The sequence below is a fragment of the Lysobacter sp. ISL-50 genome, from assembly GCF_018612875.1.
Classification (GTDB): Bacteria; Pseudomonadota; Gammaproteobacteria; order Xanthomonadales; family Xanthomonadaceae; genus Lysobacter.
In genome coordinates, this window is the sequence record NZ_JAGGRI010000003.1 from 67,503 (window position 1) to 86,942 (window position 19,440).

The 19,440-nt window shown below is 64.7% G+C and carries 24 protein-coding genes; 18 read left to right on the forward strand and 6 right to left on the reverse strand.

The annotated features are described in order from the left end of the window. The first annotated feature begins 11 nt into the window (after window positions 1–11). The 7 genes from J7J50_RS01810 to J7J50_RS01840 all read left to right on the forward strand — a co-directional run bounded on the left by J7J50_RS01810 (window position 12) and on the right by J7J50_RS01840 (window position 7,651). Window positions 12–761: a hypothetical protein gene (locus J7J50_RS01810; protein WP_215063288.1), complete on the forward strand. Its 750-nt coding sequence runs from the start codon at window positions 12–14 to the stop codon at window positions 759–761. Between the two features lie 9 nt (window positions 762–770). Further along, window positions 771–1,649 carry a hypothetical protein gene (locus J7J50_RS01815; protein WP_215063287.1) on the forward strand — a complete coding sequence of 293 codons (879 nt, stop codon included), beginning with the start codon at window positions 771–773 and terminating at the stop codon, window positions 1,647–1,649. Next, window positions 1,649–2,503: a ParB/RepB/Spo0J family partition protein gene (locus J7J50_RS01820; RefSeq protein WP_215063286.1), complete on the forward strand. Its 855-nt coding sequence runs from the start codon at window positions 1,649–1,651 to the stop codon at window positions 2,501–2,503. The genes J7J50_RS01815 and J7J50_RS01820 overlap by 1 nt, the downstream gene beginning before the upstream one ends. Then, complete coding sequence (locus tag J7J50_RS01825) at window positions 2,500–4,779, forward strand: phage/plasmid primase, P4 family (protein WP_215063283.1); 2,280 nt, start codon at window positions 2,500–2,502, stop codon at window positions 4,777–4,779. Before J7J50_RS01820 ends, J7J50_RS01825 begins: the two co-directional genes overlap by 4 nt. Before the next feature lie 165 nt (window positions 4,780–4,944). Then, a complete protein-coding gene (locus tag J7J50_RS01830) occupies window positions 4,945–5,508 on the forward strand; it encodes a hypothetical protein (RefSeq protein ID WP_251044285.1) in 564 nt (187 codons plus the stop codon). Beyond that, on the forward strand, window positions 5,505–5,936 hold the full coding sequence (locus J7J50_RS01835; protein ID WP_215063281.1) for a DUF6362 family protein: 432 nt from the start codon (window positions 5,505–5,507) through the stop codon (window positions 5,934–5,936). The genes J7J50_RS01830 and J7J50_RS01835 overlap by 4 nt, the downstream gene beginning before the upstream one ends. Window positions 5,937–6,391: 455 nt before the next feature. Next, window positions 6,392–7,651: a site-specific DNA-methyltransferase gene (locus tag J7J50_RS01840; RefSeq protein WP_215063279.1), complete on the forward strand. Its 1,260-nt coding sequence runs from the start codon at window positions 6,392–6,394 to the stop codon at window positions 7,649–7,651. Window positions 7,652–7,686: 35 nt separating this feature from the next. Here the strand turns inward: J7J50_RS01840 and J7J50_RS24630 are convergent, their stop codons facing one another. After that, window positions 7,687–8,217: a hypothetical protein gene (locus J7J50_RS24630; RefSeq protein ID WP_251044286.1), complete on the reverse strand. Its 531-nt coding sequence runs from the start codon at window positions 8,215–8,217 to the stop codon at window positions 7,687–7,689. On the opposite strand from J7J50_RS24630, the gene J7J50_RS24635 reads away from it, so the two are divergent. Next, entirely contained in the window at window positions 8,207–8,752 is a 546-nt protein-coding gene (locus tag J7J50_RS24635) for a hypothetical protein (RefSeq protein ID WP_251044288.1), read from the forward strand. The genes J7J50_RS24630 and J7J50_RS24635 overlap by 11 nt on opposite strands. Here the strand turns inward: J7J50_RS24635 and J7J50_RS01850 are convergent. From J7J50_RS01850 to J7J50_RS01870, 5 genes are all read right to left on the reverse strand, one after another. Continuing rightward, entirely contained in the window at window positions 8,722–9,045 is a 324-nt protein-coding gene (locus J7J50_RS01850) for a hypothetical protein (RefSeq protein ID WP_215063269.1), read from the reverse strand. The genes J7J50_RS24635 and J7J50_RS01850 overlap by 31 nt on opposite strands. 175 nt (window positions 9,046–9,220) lie before the next feature. Next, on the reverse strand, window positions 9,221–9,493 hold the full coding sequence (locus J7J50_RS01855) for a hypothetical protein (RefSeq protein ID WP_215063267.1): 273 nt from the start codon (window positions 9,491–9,493) through the stop codon (window positions 9,221–9,223). A gap of 164 nt (window positions 9,494–9,657) precedes the next feature. Beyond that, the gene (locus J7J50_RS01860) at window positions 9,658–10,302 is read right to left on the reverse strand and encodes a DUF3489 domain-containing protein (RefSeq protein ID WP_215063265.1); all 645 of its coding nucleotides are present in this window, start codon (window positions 10,300–10,302) and stop codon (window positions 9,658–9,660) included. Window positions 10,303–10,369: 67 nt separating this feature from the next. After that, entirely contained in the window at window positions 10,370–10,600 is a 231-nt protein-coding gene (locus tag J7J50_RS01865; protein WP_215063263.1) for a hypothetical protein, read from the reverse strand. Window positions 10,601–10,775: 175 nt separating this feature from the next. Continuing rightward, window positions 10,776–11,165 carry a hypothetical protein gene (locus tag J7J50_RS01870; protein WP_215063261.1) on the reverse strand — a complete coding sequence of 130 codons (390 nt, stop codon included), beginning with the start codon at window positions 11,163–11,165 and terminating at the stop codon, window positions 10,776–10,778. Between the two features lie 252 nt (window positions 11,166–11,417). On the opposite strand from J7J50_RS01870, the gene J7J50_RS01875 reads away from it, so the two are divergent. The 10 genes from J7J50_RS01875 (at window position 11,418) to J7J50_RS01920 (ending at window position 19,440) form a co-directional block, all read left to right on the forward strand. Beyond that, entirely contained in the window at window positions 11,418–11,960 is a 543-nt protein-coding gene (locus J7J50_RS01875) for a hypothetical protein (RefSeq protein ID WP_215063259.1), read from the forward strand. A gap of 230 nt (window positions 11,961–12,190) precedes the next feature. Then, window positions 12,191–12,439 (forward strand): hypothetical protein, encoded by a 249-nt coding sequence (locus J7J50_RS01880; RefSeq protein ID WP_215063258.1) that lies wholly within the window; start codon window positions 12,191–12,193, stop codon window positions 12,437–12,439. Window positions 12,440–12,587: 148 nt separating this feature from the next. Next, a complete protein-coding gene (locus J7J50_RS01885; protein ID WP_215063257.1) occupies window positions 12,588–12,842 on the forward strand; it encodes a hypothetical protein in 255 nt (84 codons plus the stop codon). Between the two features lie 178 nt (window positions 12,843–13,020). Next, window positions 13,021–13,554, forward strand: coding sequence for a hypothetical protein (locus tag J7J50_RS01890; RefSeq protein ID WP_215063256.1), 534 nt, complete (start codon window positions 13,021–13,023; stop codon window positions 13,552–13,554). Between the two features lie 122 nt (window positions 13,555–13,676). Further along, window positions 13,677–14,207: an elements of external origin gene (locus J7J50_RS01895; protein ID WP_215063255.1), complete on the forward strand. Its 531-nt coding sequence runs from the start codon at window positions 13,677–13,679 to the stop codon at window positions 14,205–14,207. Window positions 14,208–14,210: 3 nt separating this feature from the next. Beyond that, window positions 14,211–16,157 carry a phage terminase large subunit family protein gene (locus tag J7J50_RS01900; protein ID WP_343222418.1) on the forward strand — a complete coding sequence of 649 codons (1,947 nt, stop codon included), beginning with the start codon at window positions 14,211–14,213 and terminating at the stop codon, window positions 16,155–16,157. Continuing rightward, window positions 16,154–16,372 (forward strand): hypothetical protein, encoded by a 219-nt coding sequence (locus J7J50_RS01905; protein ID WP_215063254.1) that lies wholly within the window; start codon window positions 16,154–16,156, stop codon window positions 16,370–16,372. The genes J7J50_RS01900 and J7J50_RS01905 overlap by 4 nt, the downstream gene beginning before the upstream one ends. A 1-nt stretch (window position 16,373) precedes the next feature. Next, entirely contained in the window at window positions 16,374–17,870 is a 1,497-nt protein-coding gene (locus tag J7J50_RS01910; RefSeq protein ID WP_215063253.1) for a phage portal protein, read from the forward strand. Further along, window positions 17,867–19,048: a S49 family peptidase gene (locus J7J50_RS01915; RefSeq protein ID WP_215063252.1), complete on the forward strand. Its 1,182-nt coding sequence runs from the start codon at window positions 17,867–17,869 to the stop codon at window positions 19,046–19,048. The genes J7J50_RS01910 and J7J50_RS01915 overlap by 4 nt, the downstream gene beginning before the upstream one ends. Further along, window positions 19,048–19,440 carry a head decoration protein gene (locus J7J50_RS01920; protein ID WP_215063251.1) on the forward strand — a complete coding sequence of 131 codons (393 nt, stop codon included), beginning with the start codon at window positions 19,048–19,050 and terminating at the stop codon, window positions 19,438–19,440. The genes J7J50_RS01915 and J7J50_RS01920 overlap by 1 nt, the downstream gene beginning before the upstream one ends.

A 19,440-nucleotide genomic window follows, 5' to 3' on the forward strand; every position in this document is an offset into this window, starting at 1 on the left:
CGACCGAAACTATGCTTGATTTCAACACGCACGACGTATCCGAACAGGTCGGCGCGCTCGTCGATTCCGCAATGGAACGCGAGGCGGCGTTGTTGCCGCCGCGTGCCTACCTGGGCGCATCGAGCCTCGGCGAAGACTGCGCGCGCCGATTGCAGTTCCAATACTTCGACGCGCCCAAAGACCTCGGTCGGCACTTCCCCGGTCGGGTACTCCGCGTGTTCGCACGCGGCCACCGCGTCGAGGACTGGATGGCCGACTGGCTGCGGCTGGCCGGTTTCGAGCTGCGCACGCGCAACGACCAAGGCGAGCAGTTCGGCTTCGCCGCTGCTGCCGGGCGCGTTCGCGGCCACGCAGATGGCGTGATCGTCGCCGGCCCCAGCGGTTTTCAATACCCGATGCTCTGGGAAAACAAAGCCGTCGGCCTGAAGACGTTCCGCGAGCTGCAGCGAAAGCGGCTGTTCGCCAGCCGGCCGGTCTATGCCACGCAGATCGCGATGTATCAGGCGTACCTGGGTCTGCACGAACACCCGGCGCTGTTCACCGCCATCTGCGCCGACGACATGTCGATCTATGCCGAGCGTGTCGTGTTCGATCGGGGCCTGGCGCAGCGCGCGTCCGACCGTGCCGTCGAGATCTTGCGCGCCAGCGATGTCGCCGAGTTACTGCCCCGCATCACCACCACCCCCACCCATCAAACCTGTCGCCAGTGCCCCTGGCAGGACCGCTGTTGGTCCCTAGCCACCCCCATCACCCACCACTGAGGTTGCGTCATGAACCAGAATGTCCATCGTTTGCCGATTACGATTGAATCCGAGTCCGAAGCCATCACGTTGCCCGCGCGCGAGCGCTGCTCGATCGAAGTGGTCTTGGTCAACGCCGTGATCGCGTCGGCTTGGTTGCACCGAAACAGCAACAACCGGCCCATTCGACACAAGGCGGTGTCGCAATACGCCTGCGATATGACCGGCGGGCAATGGAAGAGCACCGGCGAATCGATCAAGTTCAGCAAGAGCGGTCGGTTGCTGGACGGCCAGCACCGACTATCCGCGATCGTGGAAGCCGATGCGATCATCGACGTGGTCGTGAACACCGGCCTGGAAGATGGCTCCTTCGATGTCATCGACACCGGTCGGCACCGAACTGGGTCCGATATCTTGACCATCGATGGCATTTCGCTGAGCGAGGCCCGCACGGCCGCGGCGGCGCTGCCGATGATCGTGAACTTCAGTCGCGGCCTGCTGGCGCACAGTTCCGCGCGCCCCACGAACCAGGCACAACTGGATTTCTGGAAGCAGCATCCGTATGTGCAGCCCGCCAGCCGCTACGCGGCGCTGCTGCCGAAGCGCTACCCGCCCATTTCCCATGCTAAGGCGATGTTCCTGCACTGGCGGTTCGCCCAGATCGATCCGGAGGCCGCGGAGGACTTTCTCAGCGCACTGTTCACCGGCGGTCACCTGTCGATGACCGAGTCCATCTATCACCTGCGCGCCAAGCTGATGGAATCGCGCATGCAGGGCGTCCCGATCCGCGATGGCGTCCAGATCCACGCTTGTTTCAAGGCGTGGAATCTCTACCGCGCCAAGCGCGAGGTCAGGACGTGGCGTTCGGTCTTCCCCAGGGCCGACGAGAAACTGCCGGAGCTGATCTGATGACTGTGGAGTTTCATCCGCTTTGCATGGCTCTGCCCGACATGGCCGACGAGCCGTTCAAGGCATTGGTTGAAGATATCCGTGTGAACGGCCTGCGTCACGATATTGTGCTGTTTGAAGGGGCGATTCTCGACGGTCGCCATCGGTATCGTGCGTGCCTGACGTGCGGCGTCGTGCCTCGATTCGTTACCTTCGACGGCGATGATCCCCTCGCTTTCATCATCAGCGAGAACGTCACGCGGCGGCATCTTAGTGAGTCCCAGCGAGCGATGGTCGCTTCACGACTTGCTAACCGCCCGGTCGGAGGAACCTATTCTCATTCTGCAAATTTGCAGAATGAGATTGTGACGCGCGACCACGTCGCTAAATTGCTCTCGGTTTCCGACCGTACGATCGCTAACGCGGTTCGTGTCAGGGAGGCGGGTATCCCGGATCTGATCGCCAAGGTTGACGGTGGCGCAATCACCGTCCACGAGGCGGCCAAGATCGCCTCCCTCAATCCCAAAGCTCAAGCGCGATTGGTGGCGATCGAGGAGCGAAAGCCGCGACAGCGCGAGCTTTCGGCGTCGCTCAACCGCAGTGCAAGTCGGAATCGGGTAGACCGGCCGGAGGTGGTGGCGCCCGTTGAGGCGACGGTTCGCTACGGCAGTCAGGTGTTGGTTCGACTGGAGCGATTCGCCACCGACAGCATGGACGCCGCGGAATCGCCTGAAGAGTTCGCGAACCGATGCGTGGCCGAGATGGACTGGGACAGTCCGAGGCTTAAGGGGCAGCTGATGCTGGTGCTGAGGGCTACGGCCGGCATCTGCGCCCTCGACGCAGCCCTGCGCCAAGCAGTGGAGGCGCGCGCATGATGGATTTCAACGATGCCCTTGCATCGGAAAACGCCGCGCGCGCGCGGCGGGCCGATGTCCGCGCGGCGCTGCTGCAACGATGGGAAGGCGTGCTGCACGCGCTCCTACCGAAGGGCAAGGTGCGCCACGGCAAGTTCGTCGTGGGCGACGTGACGGGCCAAGCGGGCGATAGCCTGGAGGTGGAACTGACCGGCGACAAGGCAGGGCTGTGGAAAGACCATGCCAGCGGCGAAGGCGGTGATGCGTTCGACCTCATCGCGGCCCATCATCGCTTGGATGCACGGCGCGATTTCGCGAAGGTGCTGGACGAGGCCGACGCGCTGCTGGGACGTGCGCCCGAAGCGCAGGCGCCCTTGCGGCGCCGCCGCTCCGAGCCGGTACTAGACGAGTTGGGACCGCATACGGCGCGATGGGATTACCTCAGCGCGGAGGGCGAGCTGATCGCGTGCGTCTACCGCTACGATCCGCCCCACGGCAAGCAGTACCGACCGTGGGATGCCAAGCGTCGCAAGCACCAAGCGCCGACGCCGCGACCGCTCTACAACCAGCCTGGCGTCGCGGCGTCCAACGAGGTTGTGCTGGTGGAGGGCGAGAAGTCGGCCGATGCGTTGATCGAACGCGGGACGTGCGCGACCACGTCAATGAACGGCGCCAACGCCCCGATCGACAAAACCGATTGGTCGCCGCTGGCCGGCAAGCATGTGCTGATCTGGCCCGACAAGGACAAGCCCGGTTGGGAGTACGCGATGCAGGCCGCGCAGGCGGCGTTCCAGGCCGGTGCGGACTCGGTGGCGTTGCTGCACCTACCCGACGACAAGCCGGAAGCGTGGGACGCCTTCGATGCAGTGGCCGAGGGCTTCGACGTCGACGGCTTCCTGCGCGCGGGCGAGCGCACCTTCCTATCGCCCGGCAACGATGACGCGCCGCCTCCTATCGACTTCGGCGGCCTGGACTGGAGCAGCGACGACGGCCTGGGACTGGCCTTTACCCGCCACTATGCCGACGACTGGCGTTATTGCGCGGCCTGGGGTCAGTGGTTGAGTTGGACCGGCATGCGCTGGAATCCTGATCGAACCCTCGTTCTGCAGCACCTGGTGCGCGGTGTCTGTCGTGCGGCGCAGCCATTTTCCGAAAAGCCGTCGCAGCGTTCGAAGCTGGCGTCGGCTTCGACCGTCGGCGGCGTTGAACGCTTGGCCCGTAGCGACCCGCGCCACGCCTCCTGGGCCGAGGATTGGGACCGCGACGTGTGGGCGCTGAATACACCGAGCGGGATCGTGGATCTTCGCAACGGCGCGTTGCGCCGGCATGCACGCGGTGAACATATGACTAGGCTGACCACGGCCAGTCCGATGGGCGAGTGCCCGACGTGGCGCCGCTTTCTGGGCGACGTGACCGGTGGCAACACAGAACTCGCCGACTATCTGCAGCGCGTCGCGGGTTACTGCCTGACCGGCGTGACCCGCGAGCACGCGCTGTTCTTCCTATACGGAACTGGCGCGAACGGTAAGTCCGTGTTCGTCAACACGTTGGCCACGATCCTGGGCGACTACGCGACCAACGCGCCGATGGAGACGTTCATGGAAGCGCGCGGCGATCGACACCCGACCGATCTGGCCGGGTTGCGCGGCGCGCGCTTCGTCGCGGCCAGCGAAACCGAGCAAGGCCGGCGCTGGAACGAAGCCAAGCTCAAAGCCATCACGGGCGGCGACAAGGTCAGCGCGCGTTTCATGCGCCAGGACTTCTTCGAGTACATCCCGCAGTTCAAGTTGGTCATCGCCGGCAACCACAAGCCGGCGATTCGAAACGTGGACGAGGCGATGAAGCGCCGGCTACACATGGTGCCCTTCACGGTCACCATTCCCCCGGAGCGACGTGATGGCCGCTTGACCGAGAAGTTGCTGGCCGAACGCGACGGGATCATGAGCTGGGCCGTGCAGGGCTGCTTGGACTGGCAGCGCACGGGCCTGCGCCCGCCGCAATGCGTGATCGATGCGACCGACGAGTATTTCGAGGAAGAAGACCGCGTCGGCGAATTCGTGACCGAGGACTTCTTCGTGCACCCGGACGCGCGCGTAACGATCGAGGACACGTTCCTGCGTTGGAGGGAACGGGGTGAGCAGCGCGGCGAGTACATCGGCACGTCCCGGTGGCTGGTGCAGCAATTGCTCGCAAGAGGCTTCGCTCGCTTGCGACTGCCCGGCGGCGCGAAAGGATTGGCCGGTCTCTCGCTTAAGCCGCGCCAGCAATCCGTGCGTCTTCCCTACGCCGACAACTAACCCCTTGTGACCGAATGGTGCCGAAGAATCGTAACTCCCTACATGTGTGCGCGCGCACACACGCGTATAGACTTACGATTCTACGGTCTCATTCGGTCACAAACCGCATCGACCGGAGACAAATCAATGACTTACGAAACACCCACCTCGCATGCGGACGCTCGTATGCGACAGCCGAACGTCTTCGGCGCTAACGCCAAGACGACGATTCGCGACGAGTCAGCGGATCGCCACGCAGGCAATGCCAGCCCTGCGCTCGATACGGACAGCCCTGTCATCCTCGCGCTCGACCTGGGCACGACGCTGGGCTGGTCGTTGCGCTTGTCGGGCCAAGTCATGAGCGGCAGCGAGCCGTTCAAGGTCGGTCGCTTCGAAGGCGGCGGCATGCGCTACCTGCGCTTCGTGCGCTGGCTCGATGACCTGTGGCGCTTCGCCGGCCCGCTGGCGACCGTCCATTTCGAGGAAGTGCGCCGGCACAAGGGCGTTGACGCCGCGCATGCCTACGGCGGTTTCCTGGCGCAGCTCAGCGCGTGGTGCGAGCGCCATGCCGTGCCGTACCAGGGCGTGCCGGTGGGCACGATCAAGAAATTCGCGACCGGCAAGGGCAACGCCAACAAGGCGGCGATGATCGAAGCGGTGAAGCACTGGGGCTATCAGCCGGCCGACGACAACGAGGCCGACGCGTTGGCGCTGCTGCACTGGGCAGTCGCCCAGGAGCCGAAGGCATGAGCTTCACCTGGACCATCGATGCGGTCGCGGATCGTTTCCACGAAGCCGCGGTGACCGCGCGCCGATTGCCGCCGGCCAGGGTGCAGGGCTACGCGGCGTACTGGCCCGACATCCAACGCCAGTCCTGGGAAGGCTACGCCGACGAGCGCATCGTCCTGCGCTTTGCTGCCTCGCCTGCTGCGATTGATCGCTTCGGCGAAACCGTGCGGTGGCTGCGTTGGCTGGACGAGGAGCAGCGTCGCCTGATCTGGCTCAGGGCACAGTACGTGCCGTGGCGCGAGGTGTGTACCCGCACCGGTCTGATCCGCAAGACCGCATGGCGACGCTGGCAGCACGCGCTGACGCTAGTGACCGTGCATCTCAACGGTCCGTTGCCGCACTTCGCGGCGGTCAAATCCGTCGCTGATCGAACGACGTTGTCCTACTGACCCTTGGTGTCCCCTTGTGTCACCACGGAGCAAAAACAGGGTGTCCCAAACATCCGGGTTTTGCCCTAGCCTAGTCGGCATGCTGAAGATGGTGCGTCGGGGGACGCGGCAGTCGGCACGGTCAGCCCGAAGCGTCGCAGAGCATCAGCGAAATCTTCGGGCTGACCCTTTTCTCGCCCGGTCGAAGACAGTCACCACGGCGTCTTCGAACAGTTCAACGCAACGACGCCGCGACACAGCCGCAACGTGCGGCGCGCGAACGAGTCGCCGCCGTTGCCTCACCCTCGTAGCACGCGGCCCACACGCGCCGACACGTCGCGACGTCGGCGGATGAAATCGGCGGGTCCTCCCTGGCCGATTCGGGGTGCGGGGGGCCCAGCCGCAAAACCCCGCTAGCGTCAATCTCTTTTTTCGGGTTTGCAGTCCCTGCAACCCGGTTCGCACTCGGACATCCTTTGAACCTTCAGATCGAACAGCGCCCGATCGAGGCGCTCATTCCGTTTGCGCGCAACGCGCGCACACACTCCGATGCGCAAGTCGCGCAGATCGCCGCGAGTATTGTGGAATTCGGTTGGACCAACCCGGTTCTTGTCGATGGCGCCAGCGGCATCATCGCCGGCCACGGCCGACTGCTCGCCGCACGCCAGTTGGGTCTCGGCAAGGTGCCGGTCATCGAACTGGCGCATCTGACCCCGGCGCAGAAGCGCGCCTACGTCATCGCCGACAACCGGCTCGCCGAGAACGCGGGCTGGGATGAGGAACTGTTACGGCTGGAGCTGGAGGAGCTGCGCGACGCCGATTTCGATCTGGACCTGCTCGGCTTCACCGATGACGAACTGGATGAGTTGCTCGACGGCGACCCGGCCGGGTTGACGGACGACGACGCGGTACCCGAAGTGCAGGAGCAACCGGTCTCGCGCCGTGGCGATGTTTGGATCTGCGGTAACCACAAGGTGCTGTGCGGCGACGCCACCCACGCCGCTGACTACGCGGTGTTACTCGGCGACGAACTGGTGGACATGACCTTCACCGACCCGCCCTACGGCGTGAACTACGCCAACAACCCGAAGGACAAGCTGCGCGGCAAGCACCGTCCGATCCTCAACGACAACTTACTGGCTGCGGACTTCAGCGCATTCTTGGAAGCGTGCTGCGCGCAGATGGTAGCCCTGACCAAAGGCGCGATCTACATCGCCATGTCATCGTCGGAACTGGACCGGTTGCAGACGGCGTTCCGCGCTGCCGGTGGTCGCTGGTCCACGTTCATCATTTGGGCCAAGAACAAGTTCACGCTGGGCCGTGCCGATTACCAGCGTCAGTACGAGCCGATCCTCTACGGCTGGCGAGATGGCAACGACCGCTTTTGGTGTGGCGATCGCGACCAGGGGGATGTTTGGTTTATCGACCGCACCAGCAAGAACGACTTGCATCCGACCATGAAGCCGGTGGTGCTGGTCGAGCGGGCTATTCGCAACAGCAGCAAGAGTCGCGATCTGGTGCTCGATCCCTTTGGTGGATCGGGTACCACGATGATCGCGGCCGAGAAAACCGGCCGCCGCGCGCGCCTGATCGAGCTGGACCCGAGGTACGCGGACGTGATTGTTCGGCGCTGGCAAGACCATGCCGGCCAGGCCGCGCTCCGGCAGTCTGATGGCGTGCTGTTTGATGATGCCGCGAGCAGCGTCGAGCCCGACACCCTCGCGGATGCCGAATGATTCGCCCGGCTTATTACAACGAACTCGATCCCTACCTATGCCATTGGCTGCGAAACCTGATTGCTGCCGGCCTGATCCCACCGGGCGACGTCGATGACCGCGACATCCGATCTGTTCCCGCAGACGATCTGCGCGGCTACGGCCAATGCCACTTCTTCGCCGGGATCGGCGGCTTTGCCTACGCCTGCCGGCTCGCCGGCTGGCCCGACGAGGAACCGATCTGGACGGGCGGCTTCCCGTGCCAGCCCTTCAGCGTCGCGGGCCGACAGCGCGCGCGGGCGGATGACCGTCACCTCTGGCCGGAATTGCATCGCCTTATTGCATCCGCGCGACCCGCTGCATTCCTGGGTGAAAATGTTGCTGGCATCGTCCCGCTGGCACTCGACGGAGTTCTCGCTGACCTGGAAGCCGAAGGCTACGCCAGCCGGGCGGTTGTTGTTCCAGCTTGCGCCGTCAACGCCCCGCACCGACGCGGCCGCGTCTGGATCGTCGGACGACGTTTGGCCGACGCCGCTGGTTCCGAGCGGCGGGCGCAGCGTGCCGCCGGGAACGACGTTGACGGGCAAGATGCCGAACGGGAAGAAACGCACCATCGAACTGGCGCACTTGGCGAAGCGGGTCTGGCCGACCGCGACGGCGAACGACGCGGAGAAGCGCGGCGACTTTGCGGCCGAGCGGCGCAATGGCCTGCCGGGGGTGGCGAAGGCGGTGTGGAGCACGCCGCGCGCGAGCGACGGGGAGAAGGGCGGCCCCGGCCAGCGCTTCGGCAGCGGGGCGACGTTACCGCTGCCAGCGCAGGCGGTGTGGGCGACGCCGACGGCGCGGGATCACAAGGATGCGTCGAGCATTGGCAGCGCACCGGTCAATGGGATGCTTGGCAGACAAGTCGGACCCTCGCCGGTCGCCGGATACCTGAATCCGGAATTCGTCTTCTGGCTGATGGGGTATCCGCAAGAATTCCTAAGCTGCGCGCCGCCGGCAACGCGATCGTGCCGCAAGTCGCCGCCGAAATCCTCCGCGCCCTGCGCCGCTGACGCCGCGCTCTCGCGCGACGCCAGCACGCCGCCGGCTCAACCCTCGTCGGCGGCCAACCCGACGTAGCGGGCGTACCTGTAGCCTTCGGTGCGTATATACAGCGTCGGACGGTTCGCCGACCGAATCTCCAACGCGTCGGTGTACATCCCGTGGAAGTTGTAGAGCCAATCGCGGTCGCGCAGCAGTTGCTTGGCGAAAGCGTCGTATTCGCAGGAGGTCAGCTCCTTGACCTCCACGACTCGAGCGAACTCTGCCGGTACGTCTAGGTCCCGAAGCTCGCGTTGGACCCAGGACAAGTTCTCGGCTTTGCGTGCAAATCGGACCTTCTGGATGCGCGGCGCGATGTGGGTGGTAATCATTGGCGGTCTTCCGTGGTGGGCGTGCCGACATGAACGCTTCCTTCGGCGAGGAAGCCAAGCGGAACGACGGCGGTATTTGCGCTGACGCCACTTCTGTTTAGTCTTCAGACAAGATTGGTTGTTCTCCGAACGAAGAACGGCGCGCATCGCTGCGCGCCGCTTGGATGTGGCCGATTCAAATCAGATCGAAATCGCCGCTGGTCGGATTGAACCGAATGGCCGCGCCGGTGCGGATTGGCGTTGCGCCGCCGAAATAGAGGTGTCTGTACGCGCTTCGGTACTCCAGCGCGCGCTCGGCCTGTTCGCGACTCAGACCGCAGTCGATGAAGTAGTCGCGCAGTTCGTCGTCGGTGCTGGATTCGTTGTTGCTCAACTGGTCCTCGACCAGCGCCAGCAGTAACTCCGGCAGGGCCGAGAGCAGCGGATCGGGTTGTTTCCTTAGGCTCATGATGCGGTCTCCGTGTTGGGAGGCCATGAACGCTTCAAACCAAACGAAAACCAAGCGGTGTGCAGGGCATAAATCGACGTTCGTCGCAGCGTTAAGCTGTCGGACAAGAAGAGACGTTATCCTAGCGCGTCGCGGCCGGGCGTTTGCCCGGCCGCGCGCTGGGATCACTCTTCCTCGTCGCTGGTGGTGGGTGCCGCCGCACGTTCGGCTTCCTTGGCCTCCTCGGTCTGGATGCGGTAGACGCGGTCTTCCTTGCCCGCCTTCTCGTTGATGACCGTGTAACCCTTCTTCTTGAGCGTGCCGGCGAAGAATCCGCGCACCGAGTGCTGCTGCCAGTCGGTCGCGGCCATGACCTCCTTGATGGTCACGCCCTGCGGGCGCATCAGCAGGGCGACGACTTGCGCGATGCGATTCGGCTTGCGCTCTTTTGCCGGCGCGGGCGTGACTGCCTCGGCGATGACCCCGATAGCGGCGTTGGTGTCGCCAGCATCGGCATCCGCGTCGCCGTCGACGTCGTGACTAGCGTCCGATTCGTTGTCGGCATTTTCTTCGCCGCTCTCAATGACCCCATCTCCTTCCTCCGCTCGGACGATGTCGGTCATCGGGGGCTCCAGACCCACCACCTCGTAGCCCGCATCGGTGAGCGCGTGGCCCGCGCCGTCCGTTGCGATCAGGTCGTTGAGCAGGAGCGAGCGGGTCACGGCCGTGCGCGCGCCGCCGCGCAGGTTGTCGGGGAAGTTCTCGATGCGACCGCCGGTTTCGACGGCGAGGAGGATCAGGGCGCGCTGGTTGTCGGTGATCTGGTACATATCTGTTTCCTAAGTGGTGAGGTGTGTTGGGTTAGCGCGCCCCGCCGGTGCGAGGCGCGCAGGAGGGTCAGCCGGCGAGCACTTCGCTGATGGCTTGGTGCGGGTTGATGTCGCCGTTCGCGATGGCGACCATCACGTCGTCGTTGAAAGTGTTCAGGACGAGGTAGGCCCGCCGTTCCATTTCGTGCTGTGCGGCCAAGTGCCAGTCGTTGATGCTGAGCAGTTGCGTCAGTGCCGCGCGGTTATACTTCTTCATTCCGTGGATGTAGTCTTTAAATGCTGCGGTTTGGTCGTTCATGGTTGGCCTCCGTGGCCGTCGTTGGTGTGGGGACATGAACGCTTCCTTCCACAACGAAGCCAAGCGAATAGCGCGACTAAGAACGAGCGTTCTCAGTTACAGACAGGCGTCAGACAGCTACGTTGCGCAGCCACAAAAAACGCCCCTTGCGGGGCGTTGTCGGGTGTTGTGGGGATCAGCCGATTCGGCGCTGTCGGATCGCGGTAGGAATCAGTAGATCGCAGGCCCTTGCCTCCTGCCACCGGTACGCGGTTAGGGCGACCTCCGGGATGGGCGCGGTAACGACCGTCTCCGCACGCGGATCGATGGACCAGTCTTCTGCTTCGCCTTCGCCGAGCCATACGCTGCCGAGCATCGTATGCCGCTCGGTCGGCAGGGCGTCCGCTGCGCTGCCGCCAGCGGCACGCAGTGCGGCGGCGTAGCCGGCGAGGTAGGCGGCGGTTAGCGCGCTGTCGAGGTTGCTGGCACACACGCTGTGGAAGTCCAGGCCGTCGCTACCTCGCATATCCAGCGTTGATACGTGCAGGTGTTGTTGCGCGATGGTGGTGAGCGTCTTGCGGTTCATGGCAGCCTCCGTGGCTGTGCGTTGGGTCGACGCATGAACGCTTCCGCTGGGTGAGAAGCCAAGCCGACTGCTCGTCATATCCTGACTTTCGCAGACCAAAGACAACGGGCGTACAGCTTCCGGCGGCCAGTTGTCCAAGGCCTAAACGAGTTAAGAGAACGCTCGTTCTTCCTGCAGATTCCGCTTGGCTTGTGAGCGAAAGGAAGCGTTCATGTCCTCGCCGCAACGACGCGGTACACGGAGAGCGTAGCCATGCCGCAGAACAATACGAATTTGTTTAGGGCCGCAACAAGAGCAATCGGCCCGTGTATCGATGCAATTAAAACGACGGAAGATTGGAGAAGACGGTTTACCGAAACAGAGCGCGAGCAGGTGAAATGGATGCTGGACACCTGCTGCGACTTGTTCGAAACGCTCCATGCTTGGATGAGATGGGACTATCGGCTGAACGACCGTGCCGCCCTGACCTACCACTTGGATCGTAGGCTTTGCCTGAAGCCCGGTGCGGACACGCGCCATCTGCCGCCTTGCCGCGCCGCCGTCTTCGCGGCAGGCGTGGAGGCAATGTGCGCCGCCAGAGGCCGTCTACGGGCGGCGGGTCGCGGCTTGGAACGCCCACTGAGTCATCGCGAGAACATTGCAGCGGACCAGATGGTGCGAGCGGTCGCCGAGATGTTTGACGTAATCGATGGTTGCGGCGGATACGTCGAAATGGCAGAGGAAATGAGAGGGATCATCGGAGAGGGTGGCGTCCCGTTAAGCCCCCACGTCACAGAGCCGCAAGCGGAATGGTAACGACTACAGCGCGATCGCATGGCTTAGTGCAGCGCTGACGCGAAGAGCGCAGACCCCAGCGTCCACCGGGCGTTGGGGTGTTCCTTCTTCCCACGGCACCCCGCAAGCGGCCTTGTTCCTGTCCGGTAGGTGTCTCGCGATATGAAATGCGGCGAACACCGCTTTGCTTCCTTGTTGGAAGAAGCGTTCATGTCCTCGCCGCAACGACGCGGCGAGCTTGGAGAACAACGATGGCGAATATGTCTTACTGCCGATTTCATAACACCTTGCACGCGCTGAGGGACTGCGATCACGTCTTGGGAGACATGGTCGACGGCGATCCTGAGCGACTCAGCGCCGAGGAACTTGAGGCGACGAAGGAGTTGGCTACCACTTGCTTGAACATCGTTCAGATGCTGGCCGAACGTGGCTCCTTGGCATTCGAACCCGACATGGACCTCGCGAGGGTAGTCGAGGAATTGAACGACTCGGCGACGTAATGGTTTGAGAGCGCCTACCCCAGCGCCCGACGGGCGCTGGGGTATTCCCTCTTCTGCGAGAATTTCGCGCACGATCCGTTGCAATTGTCGTTGAAGGAAGCGTTCATGGACTGGCCGCAACGACGCGGCGATTCAAGGAATATTTACCGTGAGCGAGTATTACCGCGATTTCCACAGCACTGCGAAGTACCTTCAGCGATACGAAGTATGCATCCACGATCTGCTGCAATTTGACGACACCGAGCAAATGGCCGCCGAAGATTTGGACGCGGCGAAGCGAATGGCGCGCAGTTGCTGGGCGGTGGTGATGATGCTGTGCGAGAAGGCTCAGATCGAGCTGCCCAAGGAGCCGGACTTTGATCCCATCCTCGATGAGGTGAATGAGGTCGCGGCCAACCGATAAGAACGGAGTGTGAAAACCCCAGCGCCCACCGGGCGTTGGGGTTTTCCCTCTTCCTTTCTTCAGCGCACCTGTCTGTCAGCTGTCGGCGGTCAAGCAGGCCGGAGGTTCCGCTTGCGATGCTCGCGCAGCGAAGCGTTCATGACGTCGCCGCACCAACGCGGCCTACCAAGGAAGATACATGAACGACCAATACCTTATCGCCGACGCGGAATTGCGCAGCTTCGGCGACTATCTGGAACGGATACTGCTGTCGAGTTACCCGGTGCCCGAGGAATCGAACGAAGTCCTGAGTCTGTTCGCTTGCTACGGACTTGCCAGTACGCTGGCCGAGCGTACCGATACCTTCCGCACCATGCGGTTATCCGCTGACCTGATTGAACGGCTGGTGGATGCTTGCCGGAAGGAACTGGCTCCGCTGGAGCGCGCGATTGATCAGGTCAAGGGCTGGGCCGGTAAGCGACTGGTACCAAGCGAGATTGGCGAGAACGAGATGACGCTGCGCTGGCTGTACGCCACCATTGAGCGTTACTTCGATGGGCTGGAACCGGAGTTTTCGGCGCTGCCAGTGCATCAGCTCAATCGGGTGTTGCGCCATGCTCGATTGATGCAAGTTTGGGATGTCGCGGATCACACGTATCCGCGCGTGCTACGCAACGCCATCAGCTATCTGGAGAACGCGATCCTCGCGGCGATCTGCGCGCCCCGTAACTAACCGCTGCCGCGCGAGAGCGCACACCCTTGCTCCCGGTGGGAGCAGGGGTGTTCCCTCTTCCCTTTACCCTATCTGCGCCGATGGCCGGCGGTCGCGGAGGCTGACCCGAATCGAATCCTGACGTGGGAATCTCCATCCGTGCTTACGGCCGCCATCGTGGCGTGTCCGACACCGCCGTGCGCAAGGCCATCGCCGCCGGCCGCATCACCGCCGAGACGGACGGCACGATCAATGCCGCGCGCGCTGACGCGGAATGGGCCGCTAGTACGCGGCCACCGGACGGGACGCAGCTTGCGCGCCCCTCGCGCGCGCGGTCCAGCGACGATGGTGCCGCCATGGTGTCTACGGGCGCGCCCAGCGGCAGCAACACCTACGCGCAGGCGCGTACCGCTAATGAAGTTTTAAAGGCGCAGCACCACAAGCTGCGCATCGCTCAGTTGAAGGGCGAGTTGATCGATCGCTCGCAGGTCATGGAACAGATCTTCGCGCTGGCGCGCACTGAGCGCGATGCTTGGTTGAACTGGCCGGCGCGCATCAGTTCGATGCTCGCCGCTGAGTTGGGTATTGATCCACACACGATGCATGTCGCGCTGGAGCGCGAGGTGCGCCAACACCTGTCTGAGTTGGGCGAGTTTTCCGCTCGTCTGGAGTAATGCGTGTACGACGGTTCGGACGACGTTGCGCGGTACTGGCGCGACGGCCTGATGCCCGATCCATTTCTCGATGTGTCCGAGTGGGCGGATCGCGACCGGGTTTTGTCCAGCACTTCGTCGGCCGAGCCAGGTCGCTGGCGCACCGCGCGAACGCCGTACCTGCGCGACATCATGAACGACCTGTCGCCGGCTTCGGCGACCGAGCGCGTCGTCTTTATGAAGGGCGCTCAGGTCGGGGGCACGGAATGCGGCAATAATTGGATCGGGTACGTCATCGCGTGCGCGCCGGGACCGATGATGGCGGTGGCGCCCACGGTCGAGATGGCCAAGCGCAATTCGAAACAGCGCATCGATCCGCTGATCGAGGAGTCGCCGTCGCTGCGCGAGCGCATTGCGCCGTCGCGCGCGCGCGATGCCGGCAACACCATCCTCGCCAAGGAGTTCCGCGGCGGCGTGCTGGTGCTGACCGGGGCCAACAGCGCGGTCGGCCTGCGCTCGATGCCGGTGCGGTATCTGTTTCTGGACGAAGTGGACGGCTACCCACGCGACGTGGAAGGCGAAGGCGATGCGGTGGCGCTGGCGGAAGCCCGCACCCGCACCTTTACCCGGCGCAAGATTCTGTTGGTCTCGACGCCGACGATTGCCGGCGCCAGCACCATCGAGCGCGAGTACCTTGCGTCCGACCAGCGCCGGTTCTTCGTGCCGTGCCCGCATTGCCGGCATGAGCAGTGGCTGCGATTCGAGCAACTGCGCTGGACCTGGGGCGAGCCGCGCTCGGCCCGTTACATCTGCGAGGTCTGCGAGCAGCCGATCGGGGAGCACCACAAGACCGCGATGCTGGCGGACGGGCATTGGATCGCGACCGTCCCGCAGAACAGCGGCAAGACGGCCGGCTACCACCTGTCCTCGCTGTACTCCCCGGTCGGCTGGCGCAGTTGGGCCGACATCGCCGCCGCATGGGAAACCGCCCAGGGCTCGGCGACCGCGCTCAAGGCGTTCAAGAACACCGAGCTGGGCGAGACCTGGGAAGAGGAAGGCGAGGCCCCCGACTGGGAGCGTTTGCTGGAGCGGCGCGAGGACTACCGCATCGGCACCGTGCCGGCCGGTGGATTGTTGCTGACCGGCGGCGCCGACATTCAGAAAGACCGCATTGAGGTATCGGTCTGGGCCTTCGGGCGCGGGCGCGAGACCTGGCTGGTTGAGCATCGCGTGCTGATGGGCGACACCGCCCGCGCGGCGGTGTGGAACGAATTGGGTCAGGTGCTGCAAGCGCAATGGACCCACGCCAGCGGCGCACTGCTGCCGCTGACGCGATTGGGTTTGGACACAGGCTTTGCAACGCAGGAAGCGTATGCGTTTGCGCGCTCGGCGGGCGATCCACGCCTGCTGCCGATGAAAGGCGTCGGCAGCGCCGCCGCGCTGATCGGCACACCGACCGCGGTGGATGTGAGCGTGCCCGGTAAGCGCATCCGGCGCGGCTTGAAACTGTTCGCGATCGCCGGTGGCATTGCCAAGCTGGAGTTCTACAACGCGCTACGCCTGTCGATCGAGATCGGCCCGGACGGGCAGCCGGCGTTTCCGGCCGGCTACGTCCACCTGCCGAAGGTCGACGGCGAGTTCCTTCAGCAGCTGACCGCCGAACACCTGATCTCCCGACGCGACCGCCACGGCTACACCGTGCGCGCCTGGGAGAAGCGGCGCGACCGCAACGAGGCGCTCGACTGTTACGTCATGGCGCGCGCCGCGGCGATGCAGGCCGGCGTCGATCGATTCGAAGAGCGCCATTGGCGCGAGATGGAGCGAACGCTTGGCGTTCTACCTGCGGCGATGCCATCAACGTCACCGTCCCCACCGACTTACCCCTCCCCACAGGCCGCCTCCCCAGGCGGCCTTTCCATTTCCGCCCCGCGCCGAGGGCGCCGGGTCATTTCGAGCCGTTTCATGCGATGACCGATCTTCCTTATACCCACGAACAACTTAAGGCGCTGCGCAACGCGCTCGCGCGCGGCGAACGCCGCGTCAGCTTCGGCGACCGCCTGGTCGAGTACCGCTCCGTCGACGAACTGCTGGCCGCGATCCGCGAGATCGAAGCCGCGCTCGCCGGCACCGAAGGCCAGCCCCGGCGCGTGCGCCGACTGCTGACCACCACCTCCAAGGGCTTCTGACATGAGTTGGTGGTCCCGGCTGCGAACCTCGATGTTCGGAGGCACGCCCGTGCATGAAGTCGCCGGCCACGGTCGCCGCTCGACCGCGTGGCAGCCCAGCAATCCCGGCGCGGTCGCCGCGCTGCTGGCGACCGGCGATGCGCTGCGGGTGCGCTCGCGCGACCTGGTGCGTCGCAACGCCTGGGCGAATGCCGCGCTTGAAGCGTTCGTCGCCAACGCGGTCGGCACGGGCATCAAGCCGCAATCTCTGATCGCCGATACCACGCAGCGCGAAGCACTGCAGGCGCTGTGGCGCGACTGGTGCGACGAGGCCGATGCGGCGGGCCTGACTGATCTCTACGGCTTGCAGGCGCTGGCGTGCCGCGCGCTGTTGGAGGGCGGCGAGTGCCTGGTGCGGCTGCGACCGCGACGACCGGAGGACGGCTTTGCCGTTCCGCTTCAATTGCAGTTGCTGGAGCCGGAGCATCTGCCGCTGACGCTCAACCGGGAGGAGCCCAATGGCAACCTGATCCGTGCCGGCATCGAGTTCGATCGGCTGGGACGGCGGGTCGCGTATCACCTCTACCTGTCGCATCCGCAAGACGGTGCGATGGCGCCGATGTCGCGACACGGTGGCATGGAAACGTTTCGGGTGCCGGCATCGGAAATCCTGCACCTCTTCCGTCCGCTGCGTCCCGGCCAGATTCGCGGCGAGCCGTGGCTCGCGCGCGCGATCATCAAGCTGCACGAGCTAGACCAGTACGACGACGCCGAGCTGGTCCGCAAGAAGACGGCGGCGATGTTCGCCGGCTTCGTGACCCGAGACGGTCCCGAAGATCCGTTGCCCGGGGATGGACCGCCCGACGAACACGGGACGGCGCCGCTCGGCCTGGAACCGGGCAGCCTACAGATTCTGGAGGCCGGCGAGAGCGTCACCTTCGCCCAGCCGGCCGATGTGGGCGCGAGCTACGAGGCGTTCCTGCGCTCACAGTTCCGCGCGGTGGCGGCTGCCGTGGGCATTACCTATGAGCAGCTGACCGGCGACTTGACCGGGGTGAACTACTCGTCCATCCGCGCCGGTCTGCTGGAGTTCCGGCGCCGCTGCGAGATGGTCCAGCACACCGTGCTGGTCTATCAACTGTGCCGGCCGATCTGGAATGCGTTCCTGGATGCCGCGGTGTTGTCGGGCGCGATTGAACTGCCCGGCTACCGGCGTCGCAAGCGCCAGTACCGCACCAGCAAATGGGTGCCGCAAGGCTGGAGCTGGGTCGATCCGGAGAAGGAATTCAACGCAATGATCCTAGCGATTCGTGCCGGCCTGCTCTCGCGCTCGGAAGCGATCGCCAGTTCCGGTTACGACGCCGAGACCATCGACCGCGAGATCGCGGCGGATGCTGCGCGCGCGGATGCGCTCGGCCTGGTCCTGGACAGCGATCCGCGCGCCGTCGCCCGCAATGGCGCCAAACACGCGCCACCACCGGCCGAAACCTCGGCCCTTGATGCGAAGCCCACCGAATGATCCGACTGCCCCATCTGGCGGCGCGCGTGTTCAACACGCCGCTGCTGATCCAGCGAGCCAAGCTGGACGTGATCCTGAGTGTGCTTGGTCCCCGATTCGAGCTTCAGACCGTGCCGCCGCCGCAGATGGGGCCGCCCGGTCCGAACGCGGCGCCGCGACTGGCCGACGAGCGCGGTATCGCCGTGCTGCCGATCCACGGCACGTTGGTGCAGCGCACCGGCGGCCTGGATGCGCTGTCGGGCCTGACCAGCTACGAGTCCATCGGCCGCCGACTGGAGGCCATGCTGGCCGACAGCACGGTACGCGGCATCGTGCTCGATATCGACAGTCCCGGTGGCGAAGCCGCAGGGGTGTTCGATCTGGCCGATCAGATCCACGCCGCCGGCCAGCACAAGCCGGTGTGGGCGGTCGCCAACGATGCGGCCTTCTCCGCCGCGTACGCCTTAGCGAGCGCGAGTCAACGCGTGTTTCTGACCCGCACCGCCGGAGTTGGATCGATCGGTGTGATCGCCCTGCATCTCGATCAGTCGCAGCAAGACGCGAACGCCGGCTTGAAGTTCACCCCGATCCACGCGGGCGCGCGCAAGAACGACGGCAGCCCGCATGAGCCGCTCACGCCGCAGGCGCGCGCGTCCATCCAAACCGAAGTCGATCGTCTGTACGAACTGTTTGTGCTGACCGTCGCTCACCAGCGTGGCCTCTCGATTGACGCCGTGCGCGAAAGCGAGGCCGCACTGTACTTCGGCCAGGACGCCATCAACGTCGGCCTGGCCGACCGGCTCGGCACGCTCAGCGACGCCGTCCAACAAATGCACACCGAACTGGATGCCGCCGCGCGTCCCCTTTTCCTGGAGTCCCCTCTGATGTCTACCCCTGATTCGGCGGTACCGACCGTTGAACCCGATGTCGTGCGCGCGCAAGCGCACAGCGATGCCCTGGCAATTGCCGAACTGTGCGAACTGGCAGGTCAATCCGCCCTGACCGCGAGCTTTCTGGCCGAAGGCATTTCGGCCGCGACCGCGCGCCAGCGGCTGCTCGCGGCGAAGGCCGAGTCGCCGGAGATCACCAGTCACCTGTCGCCGACCGCACCGATGCCGTCGACGGCAATGTCGCTGGATGACAACCCGCTGATTCACACGGTGAAAGCCCGTGCCGCCGCGGCGCGGAGGGGACGCTGATGCGCCTGACCACGTATCCGCCTGTCCAAGAAGGTTTGAACCTGGGCGATCTGCTCAAGTTCGAAGCCGACAACCTCTACTCGCGCGATCAGGTCATCGTCGTCGCCGGCCAAGTGCTGCAGCTCGGTCAGGTCGTCGGTCGCATTACCGCGAGCGGTGAGGTGGCGGCACTGGACCCCGCCGCCACCGACGGCCGGGAGGCCGCCGCTGGAGTGGCTATCGCGCCGATCTCGACCACTACCGAGCCCAGTCCGGACGGTTTGATCGTCGCCCGCCACGCCACCGTCGCCGACCACGCCTTGGTCTGGCCGCGCGCCGTAACCCCTGAACAACGTGCAGCCGCCGTCGCGCAATTGCGCGATCACGGCGTGCTTGTCCGCCACGGAGTCTGA